Source organism: Actinospica robiniae DSM 44927 (assembly GCF_000504285.1).
Lineage (GTDB): Bacteria > Actinomycetota > Actinomycetes > Streptomycetales > Catenulisporaceae > Actinospica > Actinospica robiniae.
This window is the reverse complement of record NZ_KI632511.1, coordinates 3,063,917-3,082,073: the sequence shown is the minus strand read 5'-3', so window position 1 is coordinate 3,082,073 and position 18,157 is coordinate 3,063,917. Positions and strand designations below refer to the sequence as shown.

Annotated in this window: 21 protein-coding genes; 13 read left to right on the top strand and 8 right to left on the bottom strand. The window is 70.9% G+C overall.

Annotation, left to right across the window (positions count from 1 at the left end; all coding sequences use genetic code 11):
- Positions 1 to 11: 11 nt before the first annotated feature.
- Positions 12 to 1,478 (bottom strand): GDSL-type esterase/lipase family protein, encoded by a 1,467-nt coding sequence (locus ACTRO_RS13250; RefSeq protein ID WP_211244223.1) that lies wholly within the window; start codon positions 1,476 to 1,478, stop codon positions 12 to 14.
- 154 nt (positions 1,479 to 1,632) lie between these two features.
- Positions 1,633 to 2,238, bottom strand: coding sequence for a TetR/AcrR family transcriptional regulator (locus ACTRO_RS13245; RefSeq protein ID WP_034263429.1), 606 nt, complete (start codon positions 2,236 to 2,238; stop codon positions 1,633 to 1,635).
- Positions 2,239 to 2,358: 120 nt separating this feature from the next.
- Between ACTRO_RS13245 and ACTRO_RS13240 the strand changes: the two genes are divergently transcribed.
- Positions 2,359 to 3,459: a Gfo/Idh/MocA family protein gene (locus tag ACTRO_RS13240; protein ID WP_084316227.1), complete on the top strand. Its 1,101-nt coding sequence runs from the start codon at positions 2,359 to 2,361 to the stop codon at positions 3,457 to 3,459.
- Here the strand turns inward: ACTRO_RS13240 and ACTRO_RS13235 are convergent.
- Both ACTRO_RS13235 and ACTRO_RS13230 read right to left on the bottom strand, forming a co-directional pair.
- Positions 3,446 to 4,201, bottom strand: coding sequence for a helix-turn-helix transcriptional regulator (locus ACTRO_RS13235; RefSeq protein ID WP_034263428.1), 756 nt, complete (start codon positions 4,199 to 4,201; stop codon positions 3,446 to 3,448). The two genes, ACTRO_RS13240 and ACTRO_RS13235, sit on opposite strands and share 14 nt — an antisense overlap.
- Before the next feature lie 111 nt (positions 4,202 to 4,312).
- Positions 4,313 to 5,545 carry an NAD(P)/FAD-dependent oxidoreductase gene (locus tag ACTRO_RS13230; RefSeq protein WP_034263427.1) on the bottom strand — a complete coding sequence of 411 codons (1,233 nt, stop codon included), beginning with the start codon at positions 5,543 to 5,545 and terminating at the stop codon, positions 4,313 to 4,315.
- Positions 5,546 to 5,681: 136 nt separating this feature from the next.
- Here ACTRO_RS13230 and folE point away from each other — a divergent pair, with 136 nt between their 5' ends.
- From folE to ACTRO_RS13200, 6 genes are all read left to right on the top strand, one after another.
- Positions 5,682 to 6,386 (top strand): GTP cyclohydrolase I, encoded by a 705-nt coding sequence (gene folE, locus ACTRO_RS13225; protein ID WP_051450773.1) that lies wholly within the window; start codon positions 5,682 to 5,684, stop codon positions 6,384 to 6,386.
- A 6-nt stretch (positions 6,387 to 6,392) separates the two neighbouring features.
- The gene (locus ACTRO_RS13220) at positions 6,393 to 7,223 is read left to right on the top strand and encodes a RibD family protein (protein ID WP_051450772.1); all 831 of its coding nucleotides are present in this window, start codon (positions 6,393 to 6,395) and stop codon (positions 7,221 to 7,223) included.
- Between the two features lie 301 nt (positions 7,224 to 7,524).
- The gene (locus ACTRO_RS13215; protein ID WP_034263426.1) at positions 7,525 to 8,115 is read left to right on the top strand and encodes a TMEM165/GDT1 family protein; all 591 of its coding nucleotides are present in this window, start codon (positions 7,525 to 7,527) and stop codon (positions 8,113 to 8,115) included.
- Between the two features lie 263 nt (positions 8,116 to 8,378).
- The gene (locus ACTRO_RS13210) at positions 8,379 to 9,104 is read left to right on the top strand and encodes a hypothetical protein (RefSeq protein ID WP_034263425.1); all 726 of its coding nucleotides are present in this window, start codon (positions 8,379 to 8,381) and stop codon (positions 9,102 to 9,104) included.
- Between the two features lie 196 nt (positions 9,105 to 9,300).
- Positions 9,301 to 10,011, top strand: a complete 711-nt coding sequence (locus tag ACTRO_RS48860) for a hypothetical protein (protein WP_211244222.1) — start codon at positions 9,301 to 9,303, stop codon at positions 10,009 to 10,011.
- A gap of 54 nt (positions 10,012 to 10,065) precedes the next feature.
- A complete protein-coding gene (locus ACTRO_RS13200) occupies positions 10,066 to 10,431 on the top strand; it encodes a hypothetical protein (protein WP_157436141.1) in 366 nt (121 codons plus the stop codon).
- On the opposite strand, the gene ACTRO_RS13195 is transcribed toward ACTRO_RS13200, so the two are convergent.
- Positions 10,426 to 11,181 (bottom strand): DUF3626 domain-containing protein, encoded by a 756-nt coding sequence (locus ACTRO_RS13195; RefSeq protein WP_051452371.1) that lies wholly within the window; start codon positions 11,179 to 11,181, stop codon positions 10,426 to 10,428. The two genes, ACTRO_RS13200 and ACTRO_RS13195, sit on opposite strands and share 6 nt — an antisense overlap.
- 213 nt (positions 11,182 to 11,394) lie before the next feature.
- Here ACTRO_RS13195 and ACTRO_RS13190 point away from each other — a divergent pair, with 213 nt between their 5' ends.
- Positions 11,395 to 11,853 (top strand): hypothetical protein, encoded by a 459-nt coding sequence (locus ACTRO_RS13190; protein WP_051450771.1) that lies wholly within the window; start codon positions 11,395 to 11,397, stop codon positions 11,851 to 11,853.
- Between the two features lies 1 nt (position 11,854).
- On the top strand, positions 11,855 to 13,225 hold the full coding sequence (locus ACTRO_RS13185) for a hypothetical protein (RefSeq protein ID WP_034263422.1): 1,371 nt from the start codon (positions 11,855 to 11,857) through the stop codon (positions 13,223 to 13,225).
- A 196-nt stretch (positions 13,226 to 13,421) separates the two neighbouring features.
- On the opposite strand, the gene ACTRO_RS13180 is transcribed toward ACTRO_RS13185, so the two are convergent.
- Complete coding sequence (locus ACTRO_RS13180; protein ID WP_157436139.1) at positions 13,422 to 14,042, bottom strand: hypothetical protein; 621 nt, start codon at positions 14,040 to 14,042, stop codon at positions 13,422 to 13,424.
- An 85-nt stretch (positions 14,043 to 14,127) separates the two neighbouring features.
- The gene (locus ACTRO_RS13175; protein ID WP_034263419.1) at positions 14,128 to 15,573 is read right to left on the bottom strand and encodes an FUSC family protein; all 1,446 of its coding nucleotides are present in this window, start codon (positions 15,571 to 15,573) and stop codon (positions 14,128 to 14,130) included.
- 78 nt (positions 15,574 to 15,651) lie between these two features.
- On the opposite strand from ACTRO_RS13175, the gene ACTRO_RS13170 reads away from it, so the two are divergent.
- Positions 15,652 to 16,080 carry a MarR family winged helix-turn-helix transcriptional regulator gene (locus ACTRO_RS13170; protein ID WP_034263418.1) on the top strand — a complete coding sequence of 143 codons (429 nt, stop codon included), beginning with the start codon at positions 15,652 to 15,654 and terminating at the stop codon, positions 16,078 to 16,080.
- 63 nt (positions 16,081 to 16,143) lie between these two features.
- On the opposite strand, the gene ACTRO_RS47180 is transcribed toward ACTRO_RS13170, so the two are convergent.
- A complete protein-coding gene (locus ACTRO_RS47180) occupies positions 16,144 to 16,575 on the bottom strand; it encodes a hypothetical protein (protein WP_157436137.1) in 432 nt (143 codons plus the stop codon).
- 139 nt (positions 16,576 to 16,714) lie between these two features.
- On the opposite strand from ACTRO_RS47180, the gene ACTRO_RS48855 reads away from it, so the two are divergent.
- From ACTRO_RS48855 to ACTRO_RS13150, 3 genes are all read left to right on the top strand, one after another.
- Positions 16,715 to 16,927, top strand: coding sequence for a hypothetical protein (locus ACTRO_RS48855; protein ID WP_211244220.1), 213 nt, complete (start codon positions 16,715 to 16,717; stop codon positions 16,925 to 16,927).
- Positions 16,928 to 17,034: 107 nt separating this feature from the next.
- Positions 17,035 to 17,292 carry a hypothetical protein gene (locus ACTRO_RS13155; RefSeq protein ID WP_034263416.1) on the top strand — a complete coding sequence of 86 codons (258 nt, stop codon included), beginning with the start codon at positions 17,035 to 17,037 and terminating at the stop codon, positions 17,290 to 17,292.
- 12 nt (positions 17,293 to 17,304) lie between these two features.
- Positions 17,305 to 18,111 (top strand): DUF6338 family protein, encoded by an 807-nt coding sequence (locus ACTRO_RS13150; RefSeq protein ID WP_034263415.1) that lies wholly within the window; start codon positions 17,305 to 17,307, stop codon positions 18,109 to 18,111.
- Positions 18,112 to 18,157: the final 46 nt, after the last annotated feature.

Sequence of the window (18,157 nt, the reverse complement as noted above, 5' to 3'; positions counted from 1 at the left end):
TCGGCGGCGGCTCAGGGCGCGTGTGTGCTGTCCGCGACCACTGATGCCGCCGCCACGGTCTTGCTCAGAGCCTGCTGGTCGGCGAGGGCGATGGCCAGTTCCCCGGCCGTGTCGGGGTGCATCGGGGCACTGTCGTGCAGACCCTGGACGAAGGGCTGGGCGGTGCACAGCTCGTGGCCGGTGAACTCGGGCTTGACCGCGGTGAACCCGAAGGTCTTCGCGCCGTCGCCCAGCACCTGGTTGAGCGTGCCCAGCCGGGCGAGCAGGGTCGCGGCCTTCGCCGACGTCAGCCCCTCCGAGCTCAGGCAGTCCAGCTTGGCGCCGAAGGGGGAGAAGTACTCGTTGATCAGCACGCGCGGATGTGCCGGCAGCGCGGCCAGGTCGTGCAGCAGCTGGTAGTAGTCCTGGGTGAAGGTGTTGAGGTTCGCCTGGAACATCGCCGCGGTGGCCTGGTCGTCGCAGCTCGGACCCATCGCGCACATCGCCGCCATCGCCTCCCACTGCAGGTCGTTCGCGCCGATCCCGACCACCACGACGGACGCGTGCGAGGCCTGCTCCAGGACGCCGAACTGCGGCGCCGCGATGCCGCTGCCGAGCTGCTGCGGGCCGAGGATCCCGTCCGCGACGGTCGCGCCGCTGCAGGCCAGGTTCAGCACGTTCCAGGCGTTGACCTCGGCCAGATCGGCCGCGTAGGAGTCGCTGCTGCGCCCGCAGGCGCGGTCGAGCGCGCTCGGGTTGCGCACCAGCGGGTTGCCCAGCCCGGCCGCAGTGGAATCCCCGAGCACCACCGCCTGCACGCCGGGCAGGCTCGCGCCCACCGGCTCAGGGGCGGCCCCGACCGGGGTGCTCCCGACCAGGTCGTCGAGCGAATGCACCTGCCGCAGCGTGCCCGGGGTGCCGGCCGCGAACGCGACGACGAAGCCGACGTTGAGCACCACCGCGGTCAGCGCGCCGAAGGCGACCAGCTTGATCGTGGTGCGGTGCGGATAGCGGCGCACCCCGGCCACCGCGAGCAGGAGCAGCACGGCGAAGGCGCCGGCGATCAGCGTCTGCCAGAGGAAGTAGTGCTCCCAGCCCTTGATCAGCGCGGAGGCCAGGTCGCCGGTCGTGCTGTGCTTGGCCGACGAGGTCTGGACGAACTGCGCGAGCTGGTTGTCCAGCGAGATGTGGGTCAGCTCGAGCTTGGGCCGGATCAGGCCGTGGAACTTCAGCGTGGTCGGCATGGTCTGGCCGAACAGGTCCAGCTCGCCCGGCCCGGACAGCGAGAAGTCCGGGTCGGCCGCGCCCACCTGCACGCTCTGGCCCGCGGTGGAGACGGTCTGGGAGGGGGTGACCAGCAGCGCGAGCCACGCGGAGGTGGTGCACAGGACCAGGATCGCGGCGGCGCCGAGCAGCCGGGCCCGGACGCGCCGGGGCGCGCGGGTCTCGGAGCGGGGCGGGCGTCGGCGGCGGAGGTGGAGTCTGGGGGGTCGCTTCACAGCGTTCGCCTCCCGTTCGTGCGTACAGCGGGCGGCCCCTGCGGACCTGAGGTCCAGTCAGCGCAGGGCAGCTCATCATCTCATAGACCGTGCGAAATCTGAACGATCTTCTCGAGCGCGGTTTCCCGGGCCAAAACGGTCCGGCCCCCCGATATCAGACGTTTCCCGCGCCGGCCGGCCCGGCCGGAAACAGCATGCGGAGTGCGAGGACTGCCACGCGCTGCAGCTGGGCGCGGGTGTGCCCGCTCGCGGCCTGCACCGCGATGCCGTCGGTGACGGTGTGGACCAGACGGGCGAAGTCCCCCAGATCGCAGTCGGGCGGGAGGTCGTCGGCGCGCTCGAAGCGCCGGCGCAGCGCGGTTTCGCCCGCCATCCGCCGGGCGACCGCCTCTCGGCGGATCGGTTCGGCGTCGGGGGCGCAGGCCTGCGCGCTGTCGACGCACAGGCACCCGGGCGGAGTGCGCGGCCCGGCGGTCAGCCCGACCGCCCCGAAGAGCAGCCGTTCGACGACTTCTCGCGCCGTGGGAGCCGCCAGTGCGTCGGCCGCGTATGCGCCGGGACCGGCGAAGTAGCGGTCGAGCGCGGCGCTGAACAGCTGCTCTTTATTGCCGAACGAGGCGTAGAGACTCGGCCGGTTGATGCCCATGGCCGCGGTGAGGTCGGCCAGCGAGCTCCCTTCGTAGCCCTGCCGCCAGAACACTTCCAGCGCCGCGTCGAGCGCCGCGTCCGGATCGAACGCGCGCGGACGGCCTCCGGGCATGGCGCTTCCTCCTCGGGTTTTTTACCTATCGGTACGTTACCCCTTGCGCCGGGGATCCGCGGCCCCTAGTTTTGTACCGTTCGGTATGAATCTAGCTCGGACGGAGCCCGGGGAGGGCACGTGATCAAAGTAGGAGTCGTCGGTGCGAGCGGTTGGGCGGGCGTCTCGCACCTGCCCGCCCTGGCCGGACTGCCGCAGTTCCAGGTGACGGCCGTGGCGACCACCAACCAGGCCACCGCCGAGCAGGCGGCGGCCGCCCACGGCGCCAAACTGGCTTTCGCGGACGCCGCCGCCCTCGCCGCCCATCCCGAGGTGGACCTCGTCGTGGTGTCGGTCCGGGCCGCGCGGCACGCGGACGCGGTACGGGCGGCGCTGGCCGCAGGTAAGCACGTGCTCTGTGAATGGCCGCTGGGTGTGGACGCCGCGGAAGCCGAGAGTCTCGCCCGGGAAGCCGACGCGGCCGGCGTCGCGCACGCCGTGGGTTTGCAGGGCCACTGGTCCCCGGACGCCCGGTTCGTGGCGGACCTGCTCGCCGACGGCGCGATCGGCCGGCTCGAATCGGCCGTGCTCGTCGCCGCCGGAGACCCGTTGGGCGGCCCCCGCATCGCGCCGGAACTGGACTGGTCCACCGACCCGGCCGGCGGCACCTCGCTGTTGACCGTCATGGCCGGCCACTTCCTGGCCACCCTCGCCCGGATCACCGGACCGCTGGTCGAGGTCTCCGCCCGGCTGCCCCGCGCCCACGACCGGGTCGAAGTCACCGGGACCGGCGGCCGCACGGTGCCCAACGCCGTGCCCTCGCAGGTCCTGCTCCACGGCGTCCTCGAGAGCGGCGCCACCGCCTCCGCCGTCGTGCACGGAGGCAGCGGCTCGCCCGACGGGTTCCTGATCAAACTGGTGGGTTCCGCCGGTACGGTCACGGTGACTCAGCCGAGGCCCGGTACCTACCTGCACTGGACGGACTGGGACATCCGCGTCGACGGCGAGCCGGTGAAGCCGCCCGAGAGCTACCGGACCGTCCCCTTCGACCCGGCCGCCGGGCCGATCGCCAACGTCGCAGCCCTCTACCGGGGAATCGGCCAAGCGCTGGCCGATGGACGCCGTCCGCAGCCGGACTTCCACGTCGGCGCGGCCCACCACCGCGTGCTCGACGCCATCGAGCGCTCCGCGCTCACCGGCGCCACGGAGAAGATCGCGGAATCCCTGCCTATGGATAAGTAGTGGATGCCTCGGCCGGCGGTTCGGGCTCGCCGCAGGACGCGTGCCCGGACGAGCAAAGGCGCACGCAGCACGCTTCCTCGTCGGGGTGCAGCACGGCGGTGGCGGCGCCGTCCGCGCCCAGGCCGCGCAGGAAGCCGGTGAGAAAGCGGTGGTTGATCCCGCAGACCAGGTCGGTCGAGGTGATCGCGAGCGGGTGGAACGGGCAGTTGCGCAGTAGCACCTGGTCGGGCGCGGTGCGTTCGGGTTCGAAGCCGAACTCCTCGAGGCTGCACGCGGCCAGGCTCAGTGCGCGTTCCGTGCCGAGGCGCCCGGGCCGGTGGCGTTCGCGTTCGTGCGAGCCGAACGCGTGGCCGCGGCGGTCGGCGACCTCCAAGGCCGCCTCGCGGGCCGGGCGGTCGGGCTCTTCTGCGGTGACCGCGGCGGCAAGGATTTCGGCGAGCAGTTCGTGCCGACGTTCGGGGATCGAGACCCGGATCGCGTCGGGCGCGGGCTCGTAGAGCTTCGGTGCGCGCCCCACCTTGCGCGTGCGGCCGGGGGCGTCGAAGCGGGTGCGCAGCAGGCCGACGTCCACGAGCTTGTCGAGGTGGAAAGCGGCGAGCTTGCGCGAGATCCCGACGCTCTCGGCCGCCTCCTCGCGGCTGACCGGGCGATGGGCGCGGCGGATGAAGGCGTACATGCCGCGGCGGGTGTCGTCGCCGAGCGCGCCGAGTGCGGCGAGCGCGTCGTTCTCTTCGGGGGCCACGGGATCAGGGTAACGCTTACGGGTGTATCCGGAACCGGCCTTTACAGCCGATGAGGGCTGGCCCCTGACTGCATTGGCAAATAAGGCCAACCCTCATTCGCGAAATGACGGTCAGCTGGCGGCGACCTGGTCCAGGGGCGTGTCGGCGTCGGCGAGCTTCGCCGCGTCGACACGACCGCCAGTCTGCACCAACTGCTGGATCTGCTTGTTCACATCCCAGATGTTGACGTTCATACCGGCCTTGACCCGGCCGTCCGCGAGCCAGAAGGCGAGGAACTCGCGGCCCTCGAGGTCTCCGCGCACCACGACGTCGTCGTAGCCGCCCGGCTCGATGTACCCGGAGTATTCCATGCCGAGGTCGTACTGGTCGGTGAAGAAGTACGGCACCCGGTCGTAGACGGCTTCCTCGCCGAGCATCGCTCGCGCGGCCACGGCGGGCTGCTTGCGGGCGTTGTCCCAGTGCTCGACCCGGATGTGCTTGCCCAGCAAGGGATGGAACGCGTTGGCCACGTCGCCGGCGGCGAAGACGTGCGGGTCGGAGCTGCGCAGTGAGGCATCGACCCGGACGCCGTTGTCGATGGTCAGGCCGGCCGCCTCGGCCAGGCCGATGTTGGGCGCCGCACCGATGCCGACGACCACCGCGTCCGCACCGATGCGCGTGCCGTCGGCCAGCAGCACGCCGCTCGCCCGACCGCCCTCGCTCAGGATCTCGGTGACGTGGGAGCCGGGGCGCAGGTCGACGCCGTGCTGCCGGTGCATGTCGGCGAAGACGCGGGCGATCTCCGGGCCGAGCACCCGCCCGAGCGGCAGCTCGTCCGCCTCGAGGACGACGGCCTCGATCCCAGCCTCGCGGGCCGCCGCCGTCACCTCCAGCCCGATCCAGCCTCCGCCGACGAACACGACGCGCGAGGCGGTCCGGAGTGTGGCCTTGATCTGCTCGCAATCCGGGATCCGGCGCAGGTAGTGCACGCCCTCGAGGTTCCCGCCGGGCACCGGCAGACGGCGCGGGCTCGAACCGGTGGCCAGCAGCAGCGCGTCGTACGCCACCCGGGTGCCGTCCGCGAGCGTCACGCTCCGCCCGTCCCGGTCGATCGCGGCGGCCGTGGTGCCGAGCCGGAGGTCGATGTCGTGGTCGCCGTACCACTCCGCCGGGTGGACGAAGGCCTTCTCAAGCTCCTGCTTGCCCTGCAAGTACTGCTTGGACAGCGGCGGCCGCTCGTACGGCACCTCGGTCTCGTCGCCGATGAGCACGATCCGGTCGCTGTAGCCCGCCTCTCGCAGCGCCTCGGCGCCCTTGGCGCCCGCCAGGCTCGCCCCGATGATCACGAACGTCGTCGATGCCATCCCCGTTCATCTCCCTCGCAGCGCTGCCCCCTGCGGCGACCCGCTACCACCCAGCCAAGCCCCCGCGGCCGCACCCGGCAACCGCAATGGCCCCGGTCCCGGCATGATCGCCGCCGACCGGGGGTAGCGCGCACACGTGAACGCTCACCACCACCCCGAGACGCCGACGGTCGACGGAATGGCCGGAGACGACGTCGGCTACGACAGCACCGAGTGGACGGCCGTGCACCCGCGCCGCATCGACGACGAGCAGTGGCAGCGCTACGAGGGCTACCTGCGGGAGATCTTCAGCGCGCTCGGCCTGCCGGGCGGCACCATCGCCACCGACCTCACCCCGCGCCGGTTCCTGCGCGCTCTCTACGACGCGACCAGCGGCTACGAGGGCGACGACAAGCTGGTCACCGCGTTCCCCACGGAGTGCCACGGTGGATCCGACTGCCGGATCAGCCAGGTGGTCGAAGGCCCGATCCCGTTCTTCTCCCTGTGCGAGCACCACAGCCTGCCGTTCTTCGGCAGCGCGTACATCGGCTACGTCGCGCACGAGCACATCCTCGGCCTGTCCAAGCTCACCCGCCTGGTCAGGCTCTTCGCCCGCCGCTTCTCCGTGCAGGAGCGCATCGGCCAGCAGCTCGCCGACGGGCTCGAACGGATCCTGCAGCCGCACGGCGTGGCCGTGCACCTCGAGGCCGTGCACCTGTGCACCCAGATGCGCGGCGTGTACGAGCTGAACTCGAGCACCCGCACCACTTATTGGCGCGGCAACTACGACGGCGACGCCCAGCTGCGCAACGACTTCTTCGAGCTCTGCAGTTCGGCGAGCTCCCACCGCGGCCGGTTCTGAGACGCCGTGGACGCCGAGCCGCTGGTCCGCCTCTATGAGGACCCTGATCTGCTGCGCGAACCGCTGCCGGCCGAGCTGGCCCGGCTCTACGGCGGCGAACTCGGCTTCACAGAGCCCTGTCTCTACGCCAACTTCGTCTCCTCGCTCGACGGTGTCGTCGCCCTCGGCCCGGAGTTCCCCTCGTCCGGATCCACGATCAGCGGCCACGCCCCGGCCGACCGGTTCACCATGGGGCTGTTGCGCGCCTGCGCCCATGCCGTGCTCGTCGGCGCCGGCACCCTGCGCGCCTCCGCCGACCACCGCTGGGTCCCCGAGTACGTCTACCCGGCCGCGGCCGACGCGTTCTCCGCGCTGCGCCGGGCACGCCGCCTGCCCGCCCAACCCGAACTCGTCGTCGTCACCGCGCGCGGCAATCTGCCCACGGACCATCCCGCCCTGCAATCCGGCGCCTTGATCGCCACGACCGCGAAGGGGGCCGCCGAACTGCGCGGCCGGTTGCCCGCAGGGTGCACAGTCGTGGAACTGGGCGCCGGGGAATCCGTCGACTTCGCCGCGCTCATCCAGGTCCTGCGCGAGCGCGGCCACACCACCGTCCTGTCCGAAGCCGGGCCGCACCTGCTCGCACAACTCATCGGCGCTTCGCTGCTCGACGAGCTGTTCCTGACCGTCTCGCCGCTCCTGGCCGGGCGCGACCGGATCCCGCGCGAAGGGCTCGTCGCAGGACTCGAACTGCTGCCGAAGTACCGTGAGCAGGCCGAGCTGATCAGCGTCCGCAATCAGGGCTCGTATCTCTTCCTGCGTTACCGCTTCCGCGGCCGGCCCGTCGAGACCGCCTGACGCCGCGGGCGCGGACGGCGACGAACGCTCCCCCGGTCTCAGCACGTGTGTGCTCGGCCGCTGGTCCCGTGGCCGGACCGCCCCGTTCCGGCTGGTACCCTGGTGCCAGCGAAGGGGAGTAGCCCCGCGCCGGGACGTCGACATACTGACCAGAGCCTTCGGGCGCGGTCCGGCCCCCGGGGGCGCCGGAAGTCGGGCGCTGGGCGAGACCTTCGGCACCTGCAGCCGTTCCACCGCTGCCGGGCCGAGGCGTCCCCATCCCGCGGGCCGGTTCGGCGCGGCCCGCCCCCGAAGGATCCATGTGAGTCTCGCCCTGATCGCCACCGTCTTCGGCCTGGTCTTCCTGGCCGAACTGCCGGACAAGACGGCACTGGCCAGCCTGGTGCTCGGCACCCGCTACCGCCCCTCGTACGTGTTCACCGGCGCCGCCGCCGCGTTCGCCGTGCACGTCGTCCTCGCCATCGCCGCCGGCAGCCTGCTCACGCTGCTGCCGCACCGCGTGCTCGAAGGCGTGGTCGCCGCCCTGTTCCTCCTCGGCGCCGTGCTCATGCTGCGCGGACGCCACGGCGAGGAGGAGGAAGAGCACATCGACATCAAGGGCGGCAAGGCGCCGACCTTCGCGCGCGTGGCCACCACCGCGTTCGGCGTGATCCTGGTCGCCGAGTTCGGCGACCTCACCCAGATCCTGACCGCCAACCTCGCCGCGCGCTACCACGACCCGATCGCCGTCGGCATAGGCGCGGTGGCCGGCCTGTGGGCGGTGGCCGCGCTCGCGATCGTCGGCGGCCGCGGGCTGCTCAAGCTGGTGCCGATGACGGTGATCACGCGGGTGGCCGGCCTGCTGATGCTGCTGCTCGCCGGCTTCAGCCTGGCCCAGGCCATCCGCGGCTGAGCGCTCGTCCCGCGTCGCCTCCCTGACACAGAGTTCTGACGCGTGGCCGGCTCGAACCGCCCGGGCCCGGCCGCCGTGTATCAGGACGCGGATCCGCGCGGCTCGCTTCGCCTCCCCGGCGCGGTCGCCGTCAGTCTTCTGCCACACTCGCGCCGAACTTCTCAGGCAATTCTCACATATCACAGTGAACCGGACGTCCGGTCGCGGCCGTGTGGAGGATGGGGCCCCACCCATCAGACCTCTCATTCACGGGAGACACGCAGATGACCAGCACCCTGACCCGGTCGCCGCACCGCCGGGCCGCACGTCTGGCCGCGGCCACCGCCGCCGCGGCGTTCACCGCCGCGCTGACCTTCACCGCCTCGCCCGCCTTCGCCAGCGGCGGCGGCGGTGGCGGGAACGGCGGTGGCGGCAACGGCGGCGGCAGCGTGACGCCGGCGCTCAAGTCGATCACCTTCACCCCGGCCTCGGTGACCGGGGGCGGCGGCGAGACCGCGACCGTGACCTTCGCCTCCTCGGCGAGCCAAGGCGCGGTCGTCCAGCTCGCCAGCAGCGACCCGGCGGTGGCCGGGTTCGACCCGAACACCCAGGACGAAGCCGTCGTCACCCCTGGCCACTCCAGCGTCGCCGTCGCGATCGACACCACCGCCGTCACCGCGCCGACCGCCGTCACCATCACCGCGACCGCGTTCGGGAACTCGATCAGCGCCACCCTCACCGTGAACCCCGGCAGCGCGCCCGCCCCCGACACCGTGCGGATCACCGAGTTCCGCTGGGACAAGGGCGTGCAGACCATCGCCGCCACCGACTCCAACCCGAACGCGATCCTGACCGTGTTCGACGCCGACGGCACCTTCACCGGCATCACCCTGACCAACCAGGGCGGCGGCCGCTACCAGGACCAGCGCGGAGAGGTCTTCGAGCCGGACCAGCCGATCATCGTCGAGAGCAACTTCGGCGGCTCCGCCACCGCGACCGTCACGAACTGATCCACGGCGAGTCTCCCCCGGCGGCCGGTGCGCGCTCGCGCACCGGCCGCCGGCCGCGCCGCACCGACTTACACGCCGGCTACCGGTGCCCTCGTTCGGGACGTCCCCCTTCGAGGTAACCTCCCGCGTGGCGAGACTCCGGCGAAGCAACCCCATGTGATGCTCGCGTTGCCATCAGACCGCTCGGGAGGTTCGCATGTCCCTGTTCCATTCCCGCCGCCCCGCGGCGAGCTCGCTCCGTCTCCGGCCGGCCAAACTCGGCCGCGCCGCCGCCGTGGCCGCCCTGACCCTGTCCATCACGGCTCTCGGCGGTGTCCAGCCGAGCTTCGCCGCCGAGCACGCCTCTGCCGCCGGCTCGGTGTCGGCCAGCGCGCTGCGCTTGCACGACCAGATGCGCGAACTGTGGGACGACCACATCACCTACACGCGCCTCGCGATCGTCAGCTTCGCCGGCGATCTGCCCGATCTCGGCCCCACCGAGACCCGCCTGCTGCAGAACCAGACCGATCTGGGCAACGCCTTCAAGCCCTTCTACGGCAACGCGGCCGGCAACCACCTCACCTCCTTGCTGCGCGTCCACATCCTCACCGCCGTCGACATCCTCGTCGCAGCCAAGGCCGGCGACGCCGCCAAGCTAGCCGCCGCCGAGCGGGCCTGGTACGACAACGCGAACGAGATCGCCGACTTCCTGCACAGCCTCAACCCCCGCCACTGGTCCGACGCCGACCTGCGCGCCATGATGAAGCACCACCTCGACCTGACCCTCAAGGAGGCCGGCGACCGTCTCGAGGGCCACTACGCCCAGGACATCGCCGACTTCGACCAGGTGCACCAGCAGGTCCTCGGCATGGCCGACATGCTCTCCGACGGCATCATCGAAGCCTTCCCGCGCGACTTCCGCCACTGAGCCTGCCCGGGCCGGCCCTGGCACGCGGTCGCGGCGCACCCCTATGATCCAGCGGTGAACATCAAGACTGTCCGCCAGGGAGCGCCGCGACCCGCCCCAGCCGCCGTCCTCAGTTGGGCCACAGTGCTGAACATGTACGCGCTGTACAACTTCTACCGCGGAGATCTCACTCAGCCCGGCGGCCCGTCCCCCGTGATGACGCTCCTCGTCGCGATCCCCGCCCTGCCGGTGTTCATGACCCAGCACGTCCACCGCGGCAAGGCCGCTCTCTTCACCGGCCTCGCCGCGGGCATCGCCTGCAGCTTCGCCGTCGCCGCGGTCCTCGGCTTCAACGAAGACTGGGCCGACTACACCGGCATAGCCGTCGGCACCCTCGTATTCGACGTTGTGTTCTGGGTGCGCAGCCACAGGCAGCTATAGGCGCGATCCCCGGCTCGGCGCGCCGAAACGGGCCAAGCAGTGCCAGACCTTCTTCAGGTCCTGTAGTTCGTAGCGGCCGCAGCGGGCCGCCAGGCCGATGATGCGCGGGTCCAATCGGCCGTCGATCGCGATTTCAGTGCCCAGATCCACGTACTGCCGGCCGCGGTAGTCCGGGTGGCGTTGCAACCGGTCGACGGTGAGCTGGAAACCCTGGTGCCACTCGATCGGGCACGGCAGGGCGTGGGCCGCCTCTTCGACTTGCGTGCCGCGGTAGCTGGGGTCGAGGACGAGGGCTTCGATATCGCAGTCGAGCCTGACGGGGCCGTGGATCTGGGCTTCGATGTGGCCGTCCAGGGCATCGACTTTCGCGGCCTCGGCGAGATCGATGAGGGAAAACCGTTCAGAGACGCCGAACGCACGCGGGTCGGCGGAACTGTCCGGATAGCAGAACGTTGCTCTGCCGAGGGCGGCTTCGGTGAGACGCAAGTGCGACGAGCCGAAGCGCGGTGCGGCGCCGGTCGGGTCGCGCGTGAAGTTCAGCGCGCCGTAGACGGGTCGTTCTTCGGGGTCGGCGGCATCGTAGGCGCCGGCGAAGATGCGGCTTTCCCAGAGCCATCGGTCGCCGCCCGGGTAGGCGGTCAGGCCGCCGTTGCTCGTGCCGGTCGAGAACTGCGAACGGTAGACGCCGTCATCGGCCATCTTGCGCAGGATCGGCCGGCCGCCGGATTCGCGGTCCGGGTGGAAGTTCATCGTCAGCCGCAGCCCGGGGTCCAGCGGAGTGCCAAGGGACAAGGCCGCGACGTGGTCGAGTGCCCTCTGGGCTGCGTCGCCGATCCGGCTCGCTCCCGGCGGACGTCCTCGAGGTGGCACGACCATGGTGACAGCCCCCTGTTTCCGCGGACATGCCATCATTATCATCGCCAGGTCCTCGGACCGCCTAGGACGACGATAAGGTTCACCGGAATGTCAAGCTTCGAAGAAGAACTGCCCGCCGCGGCCTCGCCGGAACGGATCGAAGCCGCCGTCGACGAGGTCGCCGCCTTTCTGCGGACCGGGGCGTCGACCGGATACGAGCGGGTTGATCTCAAGGCAAGGATGATCTCGGACGTGGCCGAATCGGACGCCTTCGAGTCGATGGCCGACGGGTCGACCAGCGCCGCGACGGTGGACGAGCCGCGGCTTTTCGAGCTTCTTCGGGAGCTGCGCGAGGCATTCTACGATCCGGATGACGACGGCACCTGGATCTCGATGCGGCTCTACGCGGTGCCGGACGGGGGACGGTGGCTGACGGTGAACCATTTCTGGGAGCCGGACTGGCGGGTCGCGCCGCCGGACGAGAAGTACCGGGAGGATCTGGAACGCTACCCCCGGCCGTATTCCGAGACGCCGGACTGGCTGTCCGCGAAGGTGGGGCAGTCCTAGCATGACTGTCGACATCGACTACGGTCCCCCTGAGGGTTCGAGCGCGCAGCGGCTGCCTCGGGAGGGATACCCGCAGGCTACGAAGCGTGTCGTCTGGAGTGTTCTGGCGGCGGCTCCGGTCGGCTGGAAGAGCGTGCGGCTCGAGTACCGCGGGGTGGGGCGCTACCACGAGTCCGAGGCCGAGGTCGAGATGCTCGACGGGTCCCGTGTTCCCTGGGAACTGCCCGCGCCGCTGAAGATGGCGATCAGTAACCTGCGACTGTCTCAGAGTTCCCCCTCGGGCACCTGGCATCGACTCAGCCTGACGGTCGAGTTCCCCATGACCGTGCCCGAGGTCGAGTTCGACTGGTACGGCGTACCCGAGTTCCACGGGCTCTGCCCGGCCGCCGAGTATCGCAGGGAGCTGTTTCATCGGTACCGGGCGCCCGAGTGGATTCCGGCCTGGCTCCCGGCGCGCGCCGTGCTCTCGGACAGCGCTCTGTCCGAATACACGTGGATTCCGGGCGAGAGCGTCGTGCCCGTACTCGATCTGGAGCCTCCGGTGCAGGTGTCGATGCCCGTGCCCGACGGCCTTCGCGCCGCGCTGCTCCCGCTGCTGCCCGAGGGCTGGGATTCGGTGTCCGGCGAGGTGCTGGTGATCGGCACCGTCCGGGAGTATCGGCTTCTCGCCACCGACGGTGAGGGGACGCGGCACACCCTCGAAGTCACGCCTGAGCTGATCGAGGCTTTCGCCGCGCACCGCAGCGAGGACTACACGCGGGAGCGCGGCGCCTGGCTGGGCCTCACGCTCGACCTGCATTCCGACGGCGCTTCCTCGATGCTGCTGGACTACTCGACCCGTCCGATGCTGCACGACGCGCCGCCCGTGGACGTCTACGCCGAAGAGCTGTGGCACTTCCCGCGGGCTGACGAGGCGATTCCGGAGTGGCTGCATTGGCGCGCCGGGTTGGAGCCCGCGGCTCAGAAGCGGCCGTCCATCCCGCGCGCAGAACTGCGGCTGAAGCGCACGAAGGAGACGGCGACCGTGTGGGGTGAGCGCAAGTACCACAAGCCCATCCCGGCCGAGGAGATCGTGCGGGTGGCGGCATACCTGCGCAGCGCGCCCGCGCTGCTGACGACCGTCGCCAGGGGCAAGGACCGGCTCTTCCGGGACCGGCAGGATCCGGTCCCGCTCGGTTTCCGCACGGACGGCGTTTGGATCTGGCCGGAGGACGTCGCCTACCACCTCGAGCAGGATCAGGCTTGTCCGGATCCCCCGCTGCTCAAGCACATCCGCGAACAGGACTTCACCGTGCCCGAAGTGCCCGCGGAGATGTTGAAGAGGGCTTACATCGAGCTGACCGACTCGATCGAAGGCTCGACCTGGCGCTGACCGAGGCGGCCGGCCCGGACGGCCGGGTGCTGACCCAGCTACGGGAGAAGGGGATGCGGATCGAGCGGGTCGGCGACGGCGCCGCGGCTGAGGCCTGAGGCAGGTCGACGCTCTCTGCGGCCGTGATCCTCGAGGTCAGTGGTCGAACGAGTGCCGGATCCCGATCCGCAGTACCGCGCTTCGTCGGCTCGGCCTGCTAGACCTGTGACGGGTCGTAGCCGCTCGGCGGCCAGGCCGGTCGGCCGCGTGGTGCGCTGACTGCCCGGGGCGGATGGCCCTCCCGGGTCGGGCCGGTCTGCGCCAGGCGCAACCGGCGGCGCTGCGGCGGGCCGCAAGAGAGAACCAAGGTGCAGCAGCACATGGTGGTCAGGGCCAGGTAGCCGCGGCTGAAGGCGAACCCGAAGTCACATCGGTCGCAATCGGCTTCGAGTACGTCCACCGCCCACAGTCGCTGCCCGGCCAGCGACACCAGGTCGGCGGGGTCGCCCGGGCGGTCGCCGAGGGCACGCCAGCCCTCGGGGTCACCGCGCCGGTCGGCCGACGCGGCGACGTCCACATCGGCGCGGGTGACGCTGTGAGCGTTGATGTGAAAGGAGAATTCGAGCTGCAGCCCTTCGAAAACGAACAGTAGCGGGGCGTGGCTGCCCCAGGCGCGCGTGAAGCGGCGGCCCAGCAGGCCGCTCGTCGGGGTCCACACTCCGGTCAGGCGCCGGCCGACGGCCTCCGTCAGCAGCGGGCCGTGCCGGTCTACCACCTCGTCGTAGTACTGGGCCCAGTCGGGAGCGGTGCCTGATCGCGGTGTCCACGTGGCGCTCACCGTCTCCATGATGCGCCCGGCCGGACGTGGGAGCCGCACTGCCGGCTCACGAAGACATAACGATCGTTGCCGCCGCGGACACGCATTAGGCGAGTGCTGATTCCGGCGCCTTCAGCACGCCGCGCACGGTTGCGGCGTGGCCCTTGACCTGGCGCAGGTGCTCGCCGCCGGCGTCGGTCTGCGCGGCGCCGGCGAGCGCTTCGAGCGGCGGGGCGCAGGCTCGCACGGCCTCGATCGCCGCCACCGCGGCCTGCATGCGCTCCCGTCCGCGCCGGCCCGCCCGCGTCAGGCCGACCATCGGCAGCGCGGACAGGCGGCGCAGGCCTTGGAACGTCGGGGCCACTTTCCCCAGCTCCGCCAAGGCGTCGAGGAACGCCGCGTGCCGCGCCCGCACCTGCTCCGGATCCCTCGGCGTGGCACGGAAAGCCTCGGTGAACGCGCCGAGCGCGGTCAGCGCGTCGGCCAGCCGGCGGCGCAGGACTGCGGTGCTCTTGATCGGCAGTACGAACCAGGCCACTGCGACGGTCAGCGCGCCGCCGATCAGGATCTGCTCGAGCCGCTCGCCGAGCAGGCCGATGTGGGTCTCACCGAAGTAGCCCTGCAGCAGCGAGAGCATCGAGGTCACGCACCCGGCCCAGTACGCGTAGCTGATCGTGCGCAGCCAGCCGCCGACGATCAGCACCACCAGGATGCCGACGACCGCGACATCGTCGCGTGGCGCGAAGGTGCCGGCGAGCAGCGTCGCCGCGACGGTGCCGACGCAGGCGCCGAAGATCCGTTGCAGGCACTTGTAGGCGACGTCGCCGCGTCCGCGGTTGCCGCTGTTGACGACGAACGCGGTCAGCACGATCCAGCTCCAGTGCGGCGCGAACGCCCAGCGCCCGATCAGGAAGGCCAGACCGAGGGAGAGCCCCGTCTGCACGGCCATCCTCGTGCTCGGCTGGATCCGCGCCTTGGACCTGCGCGGCGCGCTCGCCTCCGGCGCAGTCGGCAGCGCGCCGACGAGCCCGATCCGCTCGCCCAGCTCTTGGCACACCCACACCCATCCGAACGCGATGACGGCCGCGACCGCGCTCCACAGCATCGAGTGCCCGACCGTCGGCATCCCCGCCACGAGGCCGCTCGGCAGCACCGGCACCGGCGTCACCAGCAGCGCGATGAAGGGGAGCGCCATCAGCGTGCCCAGCCGCCGGCCGGCCGGGCCGAAGCGGCGAAGCCAGATCGAGAGCGCGAGCGCCGCCGTGAACAGCGTGTCCGCGACGTTCGGGTGCTCCGCGAACAGCCGCCCGATCTCGGTGCAGGCGACCGAGATCAGCGGCAGCGTGACCAGCGTCTCCAGGCGCCGGCGCAGCCCGCCGTGCCGCTGCGTGCGCCCGAGCGTCATCCCGAGCACGACCGTGAGCACCACGATGGTCGGCCCGAGCTGCTCGAGATGGTCGAGCGCCAGCCCCGAGCCGAAGCAGGCGAGCACCACGGCCGCCTGCAGCAGGGCCGGCCGTATATTACGCAGTGCGTAGGATAGAGAAGCCACTGGTGATACCGATCCCCTTCTTCAAGCGGCAGCCGCGTCCAAGCTCACCTTGAAGATAGTAAGTGATAGCGTAGTAATATGGCGAACGACATCTCCCCCGAGCTCGTCGCGCAGGTCCGGCGCGGCGCGACCCGGCTGGCCCGGCGGCTGCGGGCGGAGCGCCCGGCCGACGGCCTGAGCCTGAACAAGCTCGCGGTGCTCAGCCACCTGCACCGCAACGGCCCCAGCACGCCCGGCGAGATCGCCGTCGCCGAACGCCAGCAGCCGCAGTCGCTCACCCGCGTCATCGCGGACCTCGAGCAGGCCGGTCTGATCATCCGCGAGCGCGACGAGCGCGACCGGCGCCAGTCCGTCCTCTCGCTGAGCCCGGACGGGCTCGGCGCCCTCGCCGTCGACGCCTCCGGCCGCGACCGCTGGCTCGCTCAGGCGCTGCGTGAACTGAACGAGACCGAGCGCCAGGTGCTGCGCCTGGCGGCCACGCTGATGGAAGAGTTATCCGAGCTCTGATACACGGGTGTGCAGCTTAGCTTGCACGCGCAGCGGTGTCCGGGCGCCCTCACCGCGTGATACTCAGGTCGCTGACGCAAAGCACGAATACGTTTGCGGCCTGTGATCAACTCCCCGATCATGGCCGTGCTGCTCGCGGCTCAGGTCGGGCTGGTGTTCGCGCTCAGCGAGTACTTCGGGCTGGTGCACCGCGCCTCGGCCTGGGACATCGGGGTCCGGCTCGTCGCGCTCAACGGGTTCACGGTGCTTCTCAGCCCCCTGGTCGGGCGGCTGATCGGGCGCGTCGGCGCGGGCCTGCTGCTGTTCGCCGGGCTCCTCATCGCCGGCGGCGGCGCCCTGCTGGTGACCCGTTTGAAGGCCGACACCGGCACCGGCGTGGCCGCGCTGGTGATCGCGGTCTTCGGCATCGGCATCGCCCTCGCCATGGCGCCAGTGACCACGATCGCCGTCGACAGCGTGCCGTGTCAGTTCGCGGGCACCGTCGGGATCGGCCAACAGCACCCTGCGACAGATCGGCAGTGCGCTCGGGCCGGCCGTCTTCGGCGTTCTCCTGTCCGACCGCACCCTGGCCGCGCTTCCCGGCCACCTCGCCGCATCCGGCCTCAACCCCATAGACCAGGGCACCGTGCAGGGCATGGTCTCGAGCGCCGGCATCCAGGCCGGTGCGTTCCTGCAGCTCTCCACGCGGCGGGCCACGGCGCAGGCGCTGGGTGCATACGACGCCGGCTTCACCGACGCGCTGCACACCTGCGCGCTCGTCGGCGGAATCAGCATCTTGATCGCCGCGGCGGTCTCGCTCGTGCTGATCGGAATACGTTCCCGCAGATCAGGCGTCGAAATCGACTGAGCCGCGAGCGAGAGTACCGTGCCGCGCCGGAGGGTATGAGTAACTCGCTGCCGGGGGTTCGTTCCGCAAGGTGGGTTTGCGCAGTCCGCGGAGCAAGGAGGGGATCGATGTCCGAAGAGGGAAACGGCGTGTTCGGCCGGCGCAAGAGGCCGCAAGCCGCCGCGGCGGCGGCGCAGGCCGCCGACGGAGCCACCAACGGCGGCCAGAAACAGCCGAAGAATCCGCCGCAGCCGCTGCCGGTGGTTCCGAAGACGCCGTCGCCGACCGATCCGACCAGGAAGGTGAAGCCGGCCACGCCGCCGTCGAACGCGATCCTGCGGGCGTTCGGGAAGCGTGGACGCGGGCCCAACCTGCCTCAGGGATGATCGAGAGAGCCGATGCTGCCGAGCACTTTCGCCGGTCTCGTCGCGTTCGCGGTGCTGCTGCTGCCGGGCTTCGTGTACAACCTGCGGCAGGAGCAGTTCGCCAGCAGGGCGGACCAGTCCCCGCTCCGGGAAGCGGTGCAGATCGTCACCGCGAGCCTGCTGTGCGACGCCGTGGTCCTGCTCCTGTTCCTCCCGGTCAGGCTCTGGGCGCCGCGTCAGACACCCAGCCTGACGAACTGGTTCAAGGCGGGGAACGCGTACTGGCTGGCTCACGACAAGCTGATCGTCGAATGGCTCTTCGGTTACGTCGCAGTGGCCTGTGTCCTCGGATTCGTTTCGGCGCACGGAAGACTGCGTCATGGCGTGGTGCGGTCACTACAGCGTTTCGCAGAAGTCGAACCACCGGCGCAATCGGCCTGGGCCAAAGTGATGCGGCAATTCGACGACACGAAGTACAAGGTCTGCGTGTACGTCGGGTGCCACCTTGAAGACGGGCGCTTCCTGAGCGGGCCGCTCTTGTCGCTCAACGATCTCGTGGAGGAGACGCAGGATCGCGAACTCGTCCTTTCCCAGCCCATCTTGGTTCGGGAAGCCGGTGAGACGGCTCTGCGAGAGCTGACGGGTGTGGGCTTCGTCGTCATCTCGGCGCGGAAGCTCGTGAGCCTGGAGTTCTCGCACTTCGTCAGCCGGGACGACTTCCCCCGGGCCACGCGGGATCCGGTCGGCTCCCGGGGCGTCGGCCTCGCGACAGCGCAGCCGCTGCCCGGGCAGGGATGGCGACGCGTGGCCGGCCGGCGGGATCAGGGCCGCCGCCGCTGAGCATCGAGGGTGGGGCGCGGCCCGAGTTCACGTCGGCCCGCGCTCG

Excerpts from the sequence above, each read along its gene's own strand:
- ACTRO_RS13245 (WP_034263429.1), bottom strand. The coding sequence starts at position 2,238 with ATGCCCGGAGGCCGTCCGCGCGCGTTCGATCCGGACGCGGCGCTCGAC.
- ACTRO_RS13230 (WP_034263427.1), bottom strand. The coding sequence starts at position 5,545 with ATGGCATCGACGACGTTCGTGATCATCGGGGCGAGCCTGGCGGGCGCC.
- ACTRO_RS13210 (WP_034263425.1), top strand. The coding sequence starts at position 8,379 with ATGACCAGCACCCTGACCCGGTCGCCGCACCGCCGGGCCGCACGTCTG.
- ACTRO_RS48860 (WP_211244222.1), top strand. The coding sequence starts at position 9,301 with ATGTCCCTGTTCCATTCCCGCCGCCCCGCGGCGAGCTCGCTCCGTCTC.
- ACTRO_RS13195 (WP_051452371.1), bottom strand. The coding sequence starts at position 11,181 with ATGAACTTCCACCCGGACCGCGAATCCGGCGGCCGGCCGATCCTGCGC.
- ACTRO_RS13190 (WP_051450771.1), top strand. The coding sequence starts at position 11,395 with ATGTCAAGCTTCGAAGAAGAACTGCCCGCCGCGGCCTCGCCGGAACGG.
- ACTRO_RS13185 (WP_034263422.1), top strand. The coding sequence starts at position 11,855 with ATGACTGTCGACATCGACTACGGTCCCCCTGAGGGTTCGAGCGCGCAG.
- ACTRO_RS13170 (WP_034263418.1), top strand. The coding sequence starts at position 15,652 with ATGGCGAACGACATCTCCCCCGAGCTCGTCGCGCAGGTCCGGCGCGGC.
- ACTRO_RS48855 (WP_211244220.1), top strand. The coding sequence starts at position 16,715 with ATGGTCTCGAGCGCCGGCATCCAGGCCGGTGCGTTCCTGCAGCTCTCC.
- ACTRO_RS13155 (WP_034263416.1), top strand. The coding sequence starts at position 17,035 with ATGTCCGAAGAGGGAAACGGCGTGTTCGGCCGGCGCAAGAGGCCGCAA.
- ACTRO_RS13150 (WP_034263415.1), top strand. The coding sequence starts at position 17,305 with ATGCTGCCGAGCACTTTCGCCGGTCTCGTCGCGTTCGCGGTGCTGCTG.